The sequence below is a fragment of the Streptomyces sp. NRRL S-340 genome, assembly GCF_000720185.1.
Classification (GTDB): domain Bacteria; phylum Actinomycetota; class Actinomycetes; order Streptomycetales; family Streptomycetaceae; genus Streptomyces.
The window spans coordinates 43,016-55,434 of record NZ_JOIY01000010.1 but is presented as its reverse complement, the minus strand read 5'-3'; the positions used below and the strand labels follow the sequence as shown (position 1 = coordinate 55,434).

General features: G+C 72.7%; 11 protein-coding genes and 1 tRNA gene. 5 read left to right on the top strand and 7 right to left on the bottom strand.

Features of this window, described 5'->3' with window-relative positions; genetic code table 11:
• Positions 1–4: 4 nt before the first annotated feature.
• Positions 5–220, bottom strand: a complete 216-nt coding sequence (locus tag IG64_RS09755; protein ID WP_037854168.1) for an FmdB family zinc ribbon protein — start codon at positions 218–220, stop codon at positions 5–7.
• 471 nt (positions 221–691) lie between these two features.
• Here IG64_RS09755 and IG64_RS09750 point away from each other — a divergent pair, with 471 nt between their 5' ends.
• From IG64_RS09750 to IG64_RS09740, 3 genes are all read left to right on the top strand, one after another.
• Positions 692–3,106, top strand: coding sequence for a transglycosylase domain-containing protein (locus IG64_RS09750; protein WP_420709907.1), 2,415 nt, complete (start codon positions 692–694; stop codon positions 3,104–3,106).
• A gap of 95 nt (positions 3,107–3,201) precedes the next feature.
• Complete coding sequence (locus IG64_RS09745) at positions 3,202–4,497, top strand: lipoprotein (protein WP_037854167.1); 1,296 nt, start codon at positions 3,202–3,204, stop codon at positions 4,495–4,497.
• 175 nt (positions 4,498–4,672) lie between these two features.
• Positions 4,673–5,806 (top strand): amidase domain-containing protein, encoded by a 1,134-nt coding sequence (locus IG64_RS09740; protein ID WP_234438467.1) that lies wholly within the window; start codon positions 4,673–4,675, stop codon positions 5,804–5,806.
• Positions 5,807–5,924: 118 nt separating this feature from the next.
• Here the strand turns inward: IG64_RS09740 and IG64_RS09735 are convergent, their stop codons facing one another.
• The 4 genes from IG64_RS09735 to IG64_RS09720 form a co-directional block, all read right to left on the bottom strand.
• Positions 5,925–7,217, bottom strand: coding sequence for a hypothetical protein (locus IG64_RS09735; RefSeq protein ID WP_037854163.1), 1,293 nt, complete (start codon positions 7,215–7,217; stop codon positions 5,925–5,927).
• Between the two features lie 490 nt (positions 7,218–7,707).
• Positions 7,708–8,478, bottom strand: a complete 771-nt coding sequence (locus tag IG64_RS09730) for a DUF4097 family beta strand repeat-containing protein (protein ID WP_037854161.1) — start codon at positions 8,476–8,478, stop codon at positions 7,708–7,710.
• 236 nt (positions 8,479–8,714) lie between these two features.
• Positions 8,715–8,786, bottom strand: a tRNA-Val gene (locus IG64_RS09725).
• A gap of 99 nt (positions 8,787–8,885) precedes the next feature.
• Positions 8,886–9,248 carry a hypothetical protein gene (locus IG64_RS09720; RefSeq protein WP_037854159.1) on the bottom strand — a complete coding sequence of 121 codons (363 nt, stop codon included), beginning with the start codon at positions 9,246–9,248 and terminating at the stop codon, positions 8,886–8,888.
• A gap of 113 nt (positions 9,249–9,361) precedes the next feature.
• Between IG64_RS09720 and IG64_RS09715 the strand changes: the two genes are divergently transcribed.
• Together IG64_RS09715 and IG64_RS09710 are read left to right on the top strand one after the other, a co-directional pair.
• Complete coding sequence (locus tag IG64_RS09715; protein ID WP_037854157.1) at positions 9,362–9,910, top strand: GNAT family N-acetyltransferase; 549 nt, start codon at positions 9,362–9,364, stop codon at positions 9,908–9,910.
• 13 nt (positions 9,911–9,923) lie between these two features.
• Entirely contained in the window at positions 9,924–10,157 is a 234-nt protein-coding gene (locus IG64_RS09710) for a DUF2277 domain-containing protein (RefSeq protein WP_037854156.1), read from the top strand.
• 61 nt (positions 10,158–10,218) lie between these two features.
• Here IG64_RS09710 and IG64_RS09705 read toward each other — a convergent pair whose 3' ends face one another.
• Positions 10,219–10,857: a DedA family protein gene (locus IG64_RS09705; RefSeq protein ID WP_037854155.1), complete on the bottom strand. Its 639-nt coding sequence runs from the start codon at positions 10,855–10,857 to the stop codon at positions 10,219–10,221.
• Positions 10,858–11,171: 314 nt separating this feature from the next.
• Positions 11,172–11,624: a DoxX family protein gene (locus IG64_RS09700; RefSeq protein ID WP_037854513.1), complete on the bottom strand. Its 453-nt coding sequence runs from the start codon at positions 11,622–11,624 to the stop codon at positions 11,172–11,174.
• Between the last annotated feature and the right edge of the window lie 795 nt (positions 11,625–12,419).

Sequence of the window (12,419 nt, the reverse complement as noted above, 5' to 3'; positions counted from 1 at the left end):
CCGGTCAGCCGCAGCAGCCCCCGCCGCAGCAGCCGCCCCCGCCGCCCGGTCCCTGGGCGCGCGGGGCGCTCGCGGAGCCGCCCACCGCGACCGTGGACAGCAGCTTGACGGTGTCGTCGTGCCCGGCGGGGCAGGTCGCCGGGTCGGCGGACCGCGCCATGGGACGGTTCAGTTCGAAGGTGTCGCCGCAACTGCGGCAGCGGTACTCGTAGCGAGGCATGCGTCCAGGTTAGGACAGGCCCCGACGGGCGTGACCGGAGACACAAAGCTTGGTGGTTCTTGTGTGTTCGCTTCTGTCCCGTTCTCATGCGGAGGAATTGAAAAGACGGCTGATAATTTTGTCTCGCCGTGAGGGCCGCGAAGCGGCTGGGAGTGAGGGGGCAGGCGGCCGCGGTTGCGGCGGCTGTGTCGACCCGCGCGAGCAACACGGGGTGCGGAGGGAGACGCAGTCGTGAGCGAGGCAGGGCAGGGGGAGGGCCTTCCGGAGGAAGGCCGCCCACCCCGGGCGCGCCGCGCCGGGCCGGGCAGCGCCCCGGACGGGCAGGACACGGGCGGGCAGGACACGGGCGGGGGCGAACCCGGGAAGCGGGAACGCGCGGACGAGACCGTCCAGTTGAACGTCGACGCGCTGCGCCGCGAGGAGCGCGCGGCACGGCAGGACTCCGGTGCCGCACCGCGCCCGGACGAGACGATGCAGCTGAAGGTCGACGCCCTGCGCGCGCGTACGCCCGGAAGCCCGCGGCGGCCGCAGGAGCGCGGCGAGCGGGAATCCGGCGAGCCGCGCCGGCGGGAGACGGACGAGCGGGGCACACGGGGACCGGACGGCCGGGGCACGCGGGGACCGGACGGCAGGGGTCCGCGGGAACCGGACGGGCCTCAGTCGCAGCCGCACGAGACCATGCAACTGCGCGTCTTCCGGCCGAAGCCGGACCCGACCCGCGCCTCCGACCCGAGCGCACCGGACCCGACCCGCGCCTCCGAGGCGTCCCCCGCGTCCGAGGACGCCCCTGCGTCCGAAGCGTCCCGCGCCTCGGACAGCGCCCGCACGCCCCGGCGGCGGGCCGGTCGCCGCAAGCCGAGCCGGCCGCGCATCCTGCCGCACGCCGTCACCCGCGTCACCGACCCCGTCGCCCGGCGTCTGGCGCCCTTCCTCGCGGTGCTCGCACCCTGGGCCCGCAAGCTCAAACCGGTCTACCCCCGCCGCGGACGCACCGGCTGGCGCCGCTGGATGCCCTCCTGGCGGCAGTGGATCGGCCTCGCCTTCTCCGGCATCGGCCTGACCACCGTCTTCCTCGTCGTCGCCTACGCCGCCACGGACATACCGGAGAACCTGAACTCGTACGCCACCCAGCAGGACAACGTCTACTTCTGGTCCGACGGCACCCCCATGGCCCGCACCGGCTGGGTGCAGCGCCAGGCGATGCCCCTGAAGGACATACCCGAGGACGTCCGCTGGGCGGTGCTCGCCGCCGAGAACGAGAGCTTCTACAGCGACCCGGGCATCTCCTTCAAGGGCATCACCCGCGCCCTGTGGCGGACCGTCGGCAAGGGTGACACCGAGGGCGGCTCGACCATCACCCAGCAGTACGTCAAGAACGTCTACCTGACGCAGAACCAGACCGTCAGCCGCAAGTTCACCGAGGCGATGATCTCCCTCAAGCTCGACAACAAGATGAGCAAGGACAAGATCCTCGAGGGCTATCTGAACACCAGCTGGTTCGGCCGCGGCACCTACGGCATCCAGCGCGCCGCCCAGGCCTATTACGGCAAGGACGTCAGCGAACTCAACGCCAGCGAGGCCGCGTTCCTCGCCTCCCTGCTCAAGGGCGCGGGTCTGTACGACCCCACGCTCGGCCCGGCGAACCACGCCCGCGCCGTCAAGCGCTGGAAGTGGACCCTGGACCGCATGGTCAAGATCGGCAAGCTGTCGAAGGACGAGCGCGCCAAGTACACGACGTTCCCCGAGCCGCTCAAGCGCAACCCGCTCTCCGACACCGGCCAGCAGAGCGACTATCTGGTCGAACTGGCGTCGCAGTACGCCAAGGACACCGCGCACCTGTCCGACAAGGACTTCGACCTGGGCGGCTACCAGATCTACACGACCTTCGACCGCAAGCGGGAGACCGCCCTCACAGACGTCGTCACCAAGGCCCGCAAGAAGGCCCGGGAGAGCGACCCGAAGACGGCGAAGAGCGCGCACTACGGCGCCGCATCGGTGGCCGCCGACGGCCGGATCGTCGCCGTCTACGGCGGCCCCGACCACCGTACGCAGGGCTACAACGAGTCCAACGCCGCCACCGTCCCGGCCGGTTCGGCCTTCCAGCCGTTCGTCTACGCGGCCGGCCTGGAGCACGGTGTCGTCAAACAGCGCGACGCCCCCCGCGTGCAGATCTCCCCGGACACCGTCTACGACGGGGACGACGCCGTGCCCGTCCACACGCCCGAGGGCCCCTACTGGGACCGCAGCGGCCGCAAGGTCGCCGCCCACAACGACGGCAAGAAGTCCTTCGGACCCGTCACCCTGCGCAAGGCGCTCGCGCAGTCCGTGAACACGCCGTTCATGCAGCTCGGCATGGACACCGGCCTGGACAAGGTCAAGGAGACCGCCGTCGCCTCCGGGCTGCTGTCCTCCAGCATGGGACCGCAGGTGCCCGCCCTGTCCACGGGCAACGCGCGGCCCAGCGCCATCCGCATGGCCAGCGGCTACGCCACCTTCGACGCCGCGGGCGTGCACACCGAGCCGTACTCGGTGCTCCGCATCACCCGCAACGGCTCCGCCGTGCCGGTGGACCGCCCGCTGAGCGGGCAGGCGGTCAGCACCCGCGTCGCCCAGCAGGTCGCCGACGCGCTCGCCGACGCCTTCCGCACCGCCCACCCCGGGGCGGCCCCGGCAGCGGCCAGGGTCACCGGCAAGGCCGGCACCACCGAGGACGACACCGCCGCCTGGTACGTGGGCAGCGCCCGGAAGGTGACCACGGCGGTCGTCCTCTACCGCATGGACCTGGCCAAGAGCCTGGAACCGCTGCCGCTGAAGGGGATCGACACCGCCGGAACCGGCAGCGTCCCGTACTCCATCTGGGAGGGTGCCATGACGCCACTCGGCTGACCCGTCTCGTGAGCCGCCCCCGCTGCCGGCGTCCCCCGCCCAGCGGAGCCTGCGGCAGCCTCCCGCAGCCCTCCCCACGCAGATTCGAGCCGCCCATGAAGCCGCCCCCCGGCCGCCGTCGCAAGGCCCCCGCGCGCCGCCGCCCCTCCCGACCGCACTTCATCACCCTGGCCGCCTTCCTGGTCGTCGCCTCCGTGGTGGCCGGCTTCCTCGCCCTGACCCGCCCCGACTCCACCACGCCGACCGCCTCGGACGGGGTGAAGGGCACCGCCCGCGAGAGCCCCGCGCCCTCGCCCACGGCGAGCAAGGAGCCCGAGTGGGACGGCAAGGTCAAGGTCCTCGGCGACGGCTCCACCTCCTACACCGGGCCGCAGAAGGGCGAGTTGAAGCCCGTACCGCTCAAACCGGGCGAGAAGCCGCCGCAGTTCGTGGTGTTCTCCTGGGACGGCGCGCTGGAGGGCAGCGACCACCTGTTCTCCCACTACCGGGAGCTGGCCAAGGAGTACAACGCCCACATGACCTTCTTCCTCACGGGCATCTACCTGCTGCCCAAGAGCAAGAAGAGCCTCTACCACCCGCCGATGCACAACCCCGGTGACGCCGCCATCGACTACGCCACCGACGAGCACATCCGCGACACCCTGGGACAACTGCGCCTCGCCTACGAGCAGGGCAACGAGATCGGCACCCACTTCAACGGCCACTTCTGCGGCAAGAAGGGCGGCGGCGACTGGAGCGTCGAGGAGTGGAAGAGCGAGATCGACCAGTTCTACGACTTCGTGGAGAAGTGGAAGACCAACACCGGGTTCAAGGACGTCGCGCCGCTGCCCTTCGACTTCCGCAAGGAGGTCACCGGCGGCCGTGCGCCCTGCCTGGAGGGCCAGCCCAACCTCCTGAAGGCGATGAAGGACTACGGCTGGCGCTACGACGCCTCCTCGCCCGGTGACTTCCAGATCTGGCCCGCGAAGAAGAACGGCATCTGGGACTTCCCGCTCCAGATGCTGCCCTACGAGTCCGGCAAGTACCAGGGCCTGTCCATGGACTTCAACTTCCTCTACAACCAGTCCGCGGGCGAGACCAAGGGCGACCCCGCCAAGTACTCGCAGTGGGAGAAGCAGACCGTCGACTCCTACATGGCGGGCTTCAACCGCGCCTACTACGGCAGCCGGGCACCGCTGTTCATCGGCAACCACTTCGAGGACTGGAACGGCGGCATCTACATGAAGTCCATCGACCAGGTCATCAAGAACGTCTGCACCAAAGAGGGCGTCAAGTGCGTGTCGTTCAGGGAGCTGGCGGACTGGATGGACGTGCAGAAGCCCGAGACGCTGCAGGCCCTGCGCGGACTGGATCCGGCGCAGTCGCCCGACTGGTCCTCGGTGGTCAAGTGAGCCCGGTAACCCCTTGGTTGCACTTGCGCACACCCTCTTCACAACCGGCGCTCACGTCATGCGAAGATGCGACCGCCCGGTAGGTGTACCGGCGTAGAGGGGAACATCATTGAAATCCAGAAAACTGAGCCGTAAGCGGCGTCGCGCCACCATAGTCACCGCCGCTGCCGCCTCGGTGGTCGCGGGCGTGGCCCTGGTGCCCAACTGGAGCGCGGGCGCGGCGGTCACCGACGACCCGACGGTGGACGCGGCCACCAAGGCCACCTTCCAGAAGCTCGCGGACGCGGTCTTCACCGACCGCACCCAGGCCCTGGTCGACGGCGACACCGGCGGCGAGCACGGGAAGAAGGGGCACCACGAGCGGCTGTCCTCGCGCTTCTCCGGCAAGGTCCGCATGTCCGGCACGCAGTCCCACCACGAGGACTCCGCGCTGTCCGAACTGCGCGGCCGCAAGGACCGTCTGGAGAAGCTCGGCGAGAAGTACAGCGCGGGCAACACCACCGTCACGCTGGACGCCACCCAGGTCAAGGGCCACGACGCCAAGGTCGCGGTGACCGAGAGCACGACCCTGACCTACGAGAAGGTCCGCGGCAACGAGCCGAAGAACACCGGCTTCCAGGCGCACCACGAACTGTCGTTCCACGCCGACAAGCACGGCGACTGGCAGCTCACCGGCATCCGCGACACCGACGACGGCGTGGCCGTGAACCAGCCCGCCGCCCCGCCGGCCGCGAAGCCCGCCACGGCCGCCGACGACGGCAACCCGCCGGACGCGCCGCGCTCGTCGACGGCGAAGAGCGCCCCGGCCAACAAGAAGAACCTCACTTCGGGCACGTACGACTACCAGGCCATGGCGGCGTACGCGAAGAAGTACTGGAGCAACTACAACCCGGACTACCCGAACTTCAACGGGCAGGGGGCCGGCGGCGACTGCACCAACTTCGTCAGCCAGTCCCTGAAGGCCGGCGGCTGGAAGCACGTCCCCGGCTACACGACCGACTTCCACAAGTGGTTCGGCAACAACGAGATCCAGTCGGACTCGTTCATCGGGGTCAACGAGTTCTCCTGGTTCGCCCTGTCCTCCAAGCGGGTCACCAGCCTGCCGTACGTCTACCAGATGGACGTCGGTGACGTGCTGCAGGTGGACTTCAACCGGGACGGGTCCAAGGACCACTCCATGATCGTCACCTACCGCAGCCCGCAGGGCGTGCCGTACGTGTCGTACCACTCCACCAACACCTACAACAGGTCGGTGGCGAGCCTCATCGCGTCGTACCCGAACGCGTACTACTACGCCTACCGCACGTGACCGCCACCGGTGCCACCACCGGTGTCTTAGAGCCCCGGACAGAAGCGGGCCCCGGCGGGCACCACTTCTGTCCGCGGCTCTCGACGGAGCGGGAGCCGGGCCGCCGCGGGCCCCGGCCTCAGTGACCGGCTCCCCGCTCCTCGCGGATCTGCGACACCACCCGGGCCGCCGTCCGCCGGACCGCGTCGGTCTCCGTCAGGAAGTGCCAGTAGTCCGGATGGCGGCCCTCCAGGCCCGTGACCGCCCGTTCCAGCCGGGCCACCGCGTCGTCCAGCGGACGTGCGTGCCGCGGATCCGGCGTCGTACGGCCCGTCATCGCGAGCCGCTGCGCGTCCCGGATCGCGAACCGGGTCTTCTCGATCTCTCCCTGCGGGTCCTTCTGCACGGCGTTGAGCCGCGTCAGCCGGTCCCCGGCCGCCGAGACCGCCTCGTCGGTGGTGTTCAGCAGCGCGCGCACCGTCGACAGCAGCGCGGTCGCGTCCGGCCAGCGCTGCGCGTCCCGGGCGGCCTGCGCCTCCTTCAGTCTCGCCTCGGCCTGCCGCACGTTCTGCGCGGCCTGCTCGGGGACGTGCTGGAGGTCCTGCCAGCAGGCGGCCGTGAACCGCCGCCGCAGCTCGCTGAGGACCGGCTCCACCTGACCGCTGCGGGTGGTCAGCGCCTGCGCCCGGGTGCGCAGGGACACCAGCCGGTGGTCGATCTCGGCGGCCTTCTCCGGCAGCCGCCCGGCCTCGGCCCGGATCGCCTCCGCCTCCCGCGACACCCGCTCGGCCCGCTCCAGCGTCGCCTGCACGCCGTGCTGCCCCGCACCCTGGTTCAGCTTCGTCAGCTCGGGGGCGAGCGCGGCCAGCCGGGCCGCGAGGTCGTCCGCCCTGAGCCCGGCGCCCCGGGCCGCGTCCAGCGCGTCGCTGGCGGCCAGCAGTGCCTGCCGGGCGCGCTCGACGGCGGGCGCGAGCCGGGCCAGCTGGGTCTCGGCCTTGCCGAGCAGCGGCCCGAGCCCACTGCTGAAACGGTCCAGCTCGCGCTTGACGTTCAGCAGTTCGTCCTTCGCGGCGGTCAGGTCGGCGCGGGCCCGGGCGGCGGCGGAGGCCTCCAGGTCGTCGCGGTCCAGATCGGTCGCGTCGACGGCCTGGATGTAGCGCCGGCTGGCCTCGTCGATCCGCAGGCCCAGCGCCTCGAAGTCGGCGACCGCGCGGCGGGCGGCCGGCGAGGCGTCGACGGCCGTGATGGTCTCCATCGAGATCCGCAGGTCGCGCTGGGCGGTGTCCAGTTCGTAGAAGGCGGACGCCGCCGCGTCCTTGGCCGCCTGCGCCTCGGCCCGCTGGCTCTCGGCCCGGCCGCCGAACCAGCGCCGGGTGCCGCCGCCGGCGAAGGCGCCGGGCAGCGCCAACACGGCGAACAGGGGCAGCGCCACGAGGGCGAGGACGTCGCCGGCGGGCCGGGCCCCGGAGCGGGACCGCCGGGAGGCCGCGCGCGGCCGGCTGGATGGGCGGGACGCGGGCGGGGTGGCCGGTCCTGCCGGGGTGGCTGGTCCTGCCGGGGTGGCTGGTTTCCGCGCGGTGGCCGGTCCTGGCGGGGCGGCGGCCGGTCGCCGCGCAGTGGCCGGTGCGGCGGATGCCGTCGTGTCCGGGGCCGGTGCGCCCGGGACGGCCGATGCCTTCGTGACCGTGACCGTGGTCGCTGCGGCCGGGGTGGCCGCTGCCGTGACCGTGGCCGGTGCGGTCGGGGTGGCCGGTGCCGGTGGAGAGGCCGGTCCTGTCCGCGTGACAGGAGCAGCCGGAGTGGGTGGTGTCGCCCCTGCCGCCGGTGTGGCCGTCATCCCTCTCCCCGTGCCGTCGTCCGCCCCGCGTGGAATCAGCGTGGAAATCATTCTCCCACCTGTGCAGGACGAACACACGGGCCGATCAGTTCGCCGTACGCACCGTGATGCTTCCGTCGGCGGTCCGCGCGGACACGACGTGGGCGCTGGAGCCGTCGCGGGGCACCGACACATGGGTGGAGCCGTCGTGGGTCTTCGTCGTCACCCGGTACGGGGCCCGGGGCAGTGCCACGGTGACGGAGGCGTCGGAGGTGTGCGCGTCGACCAGGTCGGGCACGGCGCCCAGGTCGAGGTGGACCGAGCCGTCGACGGTGGTGGCCCGCACCCGGCGCGAGGAGACCTCCGCCCGCACGGAGCCGTCGTGGGTGCGCAGTTCCAGCGGTCCGGTGCTGCCGGTGACGCGCACGGACCCGTCCGAGGTGCGGATGTCCAGCGGATCCCTGAAGCCGTGCGCCCGCACGCTGCCGTCCTTCTCCCGCACCTTCACGGTGACGCCGCGCGGTACCTCGATCCGGTGCCTTGCGTCGCAGTCGGCGACGATCCCGGAGCACTTCAGGCGCAGCACCAGCCGGTCGTCCCTCATGGACCAGGTCACCCGCGGGTCGTCGCCCACCAGCACGTGGCCCTTGAACCACCGGGTGACCCGGACGGTCCGCGCCTTGACGTCGTCGGCGGCGACGATCTCCAGCGCCGAGTCGTCGGAGTCCACGGTCAGGGTGCGGCCGTGCAGGGCGAAGGAGCGGTGGTCGGGGTCCTTGTCGTCCCCGGCCGATCCGCCGCAGGCGGTCGCCGTGGCGAGCAGGGCCGCGACCACGCCGGTGACGGCGGCGGCACGGACGGGAACGGTTCGGGACATGACGGTCTCCCCCTGGGACAGGCCGGTACGGGCTGACGCGGACGGCTGCGGACGGTGTGTTCCGCTGTGGTCACCATCGACCGTAGGGGGAGCGGGCGGGGCGGAGAATCCGGTGCACCGGCGGATCGGGGGTGGGGAAAACCCCCGTGCCCGGTGCGTGCGCCGCGGGGACGCCGAAGGCCCGGCTCCTCGGGGACACCCCGTGGAGCCGGGCCTTCGCTCGTGTCCGAGACCGGTGGGCGCGGACGGTTTCGAACCGCCGACATCCTGCTTGTAAGGCAGGCGCTCTACCCCTGAGCTACGCACCCGGGACGAGTGGACAGCCTACCCTGCCAGGGGGACTGCCCCGCAAACCCGTTGTGCGCCCCGGGGCGCGGTGCCGCGGCTCCGGGCCGGGCGGCGGCGGATCATGCGCCGTCGTCCCCGGCCTCGCCTCCGGGCCCGGCGTCCTCGCGGGCGTGCTTGAGCCGGCTGCGGGCGGTGACGGCGTCGGTGCCGGTGAACTCGGACCAGTACCGGTGGGTGGTGACGAACACCGCCAGCTCGTGCTCGCGGCGGCGGAGCTTCTCCACCTCGGCCTGTTCGTCGGCGGTCCAGCCCGGGGAGGCGGGGCGTTCCACCTTGCGCCAGCCGCCGTCGTCGCTGAACCCGTCCAGCGGTTCGACCGACCACGGCAGCCGTTTCAGCAGGGCGGACAGCTCGGCCCGGACCTGATGCAGCTCCTCCTGGCCGGCGAGGAGGTCACTCGGGAAGTCATAGGGCGTAGCCACGGCGCAATGCTACGCCTGTTCGATTTTGGGTCGCGACTCGCTTCGGTGGGCTCATCCGTTCGAGAAATCGCCGGTCGCGGCCCGTTGTCAGACCCCTGTCCTACGGTGGCGGAATGGAGAAGACGGACGGTGGCACGGACACGGCGGCGGTACGGCTGGAACCCTGGGGCGAGGACGACCTGTGGCTGCTGCGGCTGCACAACAGCCCCGCGATGACCGCGCACCTGGGCGGTCCGGAGAGCGAGGAGAAGCTCGCCGAGCGCCACCGGCGCTACCTGGAGCTGCCGGCCGGCCGGATGTACCGGGTGGTGTCGGCGGGCGACGGTCGCACCGTGGGCTCGATCGGCTTCTGGGAGCGGTCCTGGCGGGGCGAGACCGTGTGGGAGACGGGATGGGCGATATCGCCCGCCTTCCAGGGGCGGGGGCTGGCGGCGCGCGCGGCGTCGGCGCTGGTGGCACAGGCGCGTGCCGCCGGCACGCACCGCCGCCTGCACGCGTATCCGAGCGTGGACCACCCCGCCTCCAACGGCGTCTGCCGCCGGGCCGGCTTCACCCTGCTGGGAGCGGTCGAGTTCGAGTATCCCGAGGGCCACTGGATCACGACCAACGACTGGTGCCTCGACCTGACGGCACCGGCGGGCCGGCCCGACGGCCCGCAGTGAGGAGACTGGAGACATGTGCCGGAGCATCAAGACGCTGCGTCCGCCCGCCCTGCCCGAGGAGGCGACGGGTGACGAGATCCGCGCCGCCGCGCTGCAGTACGTCCGCAAGGTGTCGGGGTTCCGCGCGCCCGCCGCGCACAACCGCGAGGTCTTCGACCACGCGGTCGAGGTGATCGCGGCGGCCACGGAGGAACTGCTCGCGGGACTGGAGGTGCGGGGACAGGGGACGCGCGCGGCGGCCGGGTGAGGGCCGCCCGCCGGGCCGGGCGGACGGAGACCGCTGACGGCGCCGAGGGTGCCTGGGACGCCTAGGACGCCTTCGGGTGTTCCGGGGTGCGGCGCATCAGGTACGCGGCCCCGGCGCCCGCCACGAACAGGGCCGCCACGGAGACGCAGGTGGCGAGCCAGGCGGCGCCCAGCCAGCGGGTGCCGAAGTAGCCGAGCGCCACGCTGTAGGCGGCCCAGGACAGGCCGGCCAGCGCGGACCAGGGCAGGAACTCGCGCACCCGGCGGTGCGCCGCGCCCGCGCTGAACGAGACGACCGAGCGGCCGGCCGGGGCGAACCGGGCGATCACCACGAGCGCACCGCCGCCGCCCCGCGCGAGGGCCGCGCCGAGCCGTTCCTGCGCGGTGCTGAGCCTGCGGGAGCGGGCGATGGCCCGGTCCAGGCGCTCGCCGCCGCGCCGGGCCAGGCGGTAGGCGAAGAGGTCGCCCAGCACCGAGGCCGTGGCGGCGCACAGGATCAGCGCGAGGATGTCGGGCACGTCGTGCGGGACGTGCCCGGCCGCGGCGCCCGTGCCGGCGGCGGCCGCCGTGGCGGCCGTCACGATCAGGACACCGCTGGGCAGCACCGGCAGGAAGACGTCGAGCAGCACCGAGAGGGTCACCGCGACATAGATCCACGGAGTGCCGGTGAGCGCCCCCACCCTCGCCACACTCTCCAGCACCGCGAACTCCCTGAACTCCCCCGTGGACCGGACCGTGTGCCGCGATGTCGCGGGGGAGCGGCAGGGGCGGTCTGTGAACAGCCATACAGCGTACGCCTGCGGTGTGACAGGAGGTCCACGGGGGGCTCAGGTGTTCGTGCGGGGAGCAGGGGGGCGAGGATCGAGCGTTCGCGGGAGCCGGCAGGCCACGCGGCTCAAGGAGCGCGAGGCGGCCGGGCCCCGCGCCCGGCCTCGGTGCGCGCCGCGGCGGGGGCGGGTGCCGCGCCGAGCGGGTGCCGTGCCGGGGCCGCGGCCGGAGGCGGGCCGGGAGGCCGTCAGGCCGCGACCGGTGTCTGCTCGGCGGCGGGGCTTTGCTGCGCCGAGCGCCGGGCGAGCAGCCCGTCCAGGGCGAACGCGCCGGACCCGGTGAAGACCAGCAGCAGGAAGGCCCAGCAGAACATCACCGGCATCTCGCCGCCGTTCTGGATCGGCCACAGCGCCGCCTTCTGGTGCACGTCGAAGTAGGCGAAGGCCATGGAGCCGGAGGCGACGAACGCGGCGGCGCGGGTGCCCAGGCCCAGCATCACCAGGGCGCCGCCGACCACCTGGATCACCGCCGCGTACCAGTTCGGCCAGGTGCCGGCCGCGAGCGTGCCGCCGTGGGTGCCCGGCGCGCCGCCGAGCACGCCGAAGAGGGACGCGGCGCCGTGGCAGAAGAAGACCAGTCCCACGACGATGCGGAAGAGGCCGAGGACATAGGGCTGCGCGGAGTTGAGACGTCCGGTCAAGCCGGTCATGGGGGGTGCTCCTTCGGTCAGGCCGGCCCGGGGAGGGGCCGGCTGGGGGACGCGTCCGAACGGGTGACCTAGGTTAGGTCGGCCTAATCTGTACTTGCAAGTTCAACATCTGGCCAGAGTGACGATCCCGCCCGGGTTCCGTTTGACGCGGTACGCAGCGGATTGGGTGAAGTGCGCGAACCTTCCACGGGTCGGACAACCTGGTGAATAACGGGGTGTGCCACCAGGTGGACCACCGGGCGCCCCGGAGGCCGCGCGGGACTCCGCTCCGGCTCCCGGCCGGCCCGGCCGACGGTCGCGGCCTGCACCCCGGGCCGCCGCCGGTGCGGCCGGCCGCACGCTGACGGGCGTCGAGTTGACGAACACATGACCGAACCAAAAAAGCCGGGTGCGGCACCGGGCGGCCGATGGCTCGGATCAGCCATCCGCGGACGGGCGGGCGGAGGCGGGCGGACCGTGTCCGGCCGGACACGATTCCGCCGCTCCCGTCCCGTTCGCAACGGCGGGGTGTCCGGCCGGGCGAAGCGACGGGACGACAGCGGGCGACGGGTGACGGAGGCCGGGTGGCGGAGGCCGGACGGCGGCAGGGCGGCGGTGGCGGGCGGTGGTGACCGCACGCCGGTGGCCGGATGGCGGTGGCGGGCGACGGCGGGCCGGGCGACGGTGACCGGACGGTGGCGGCGGGGTGGCGGTGACCGGGTGGCGCTGACCGGGTGGCGGTGGCGGATGGCGGTGACCGGCGATGGCGGGGGCGGGCGACGGCGGGCCGGGCGACAGTGGCCGGAC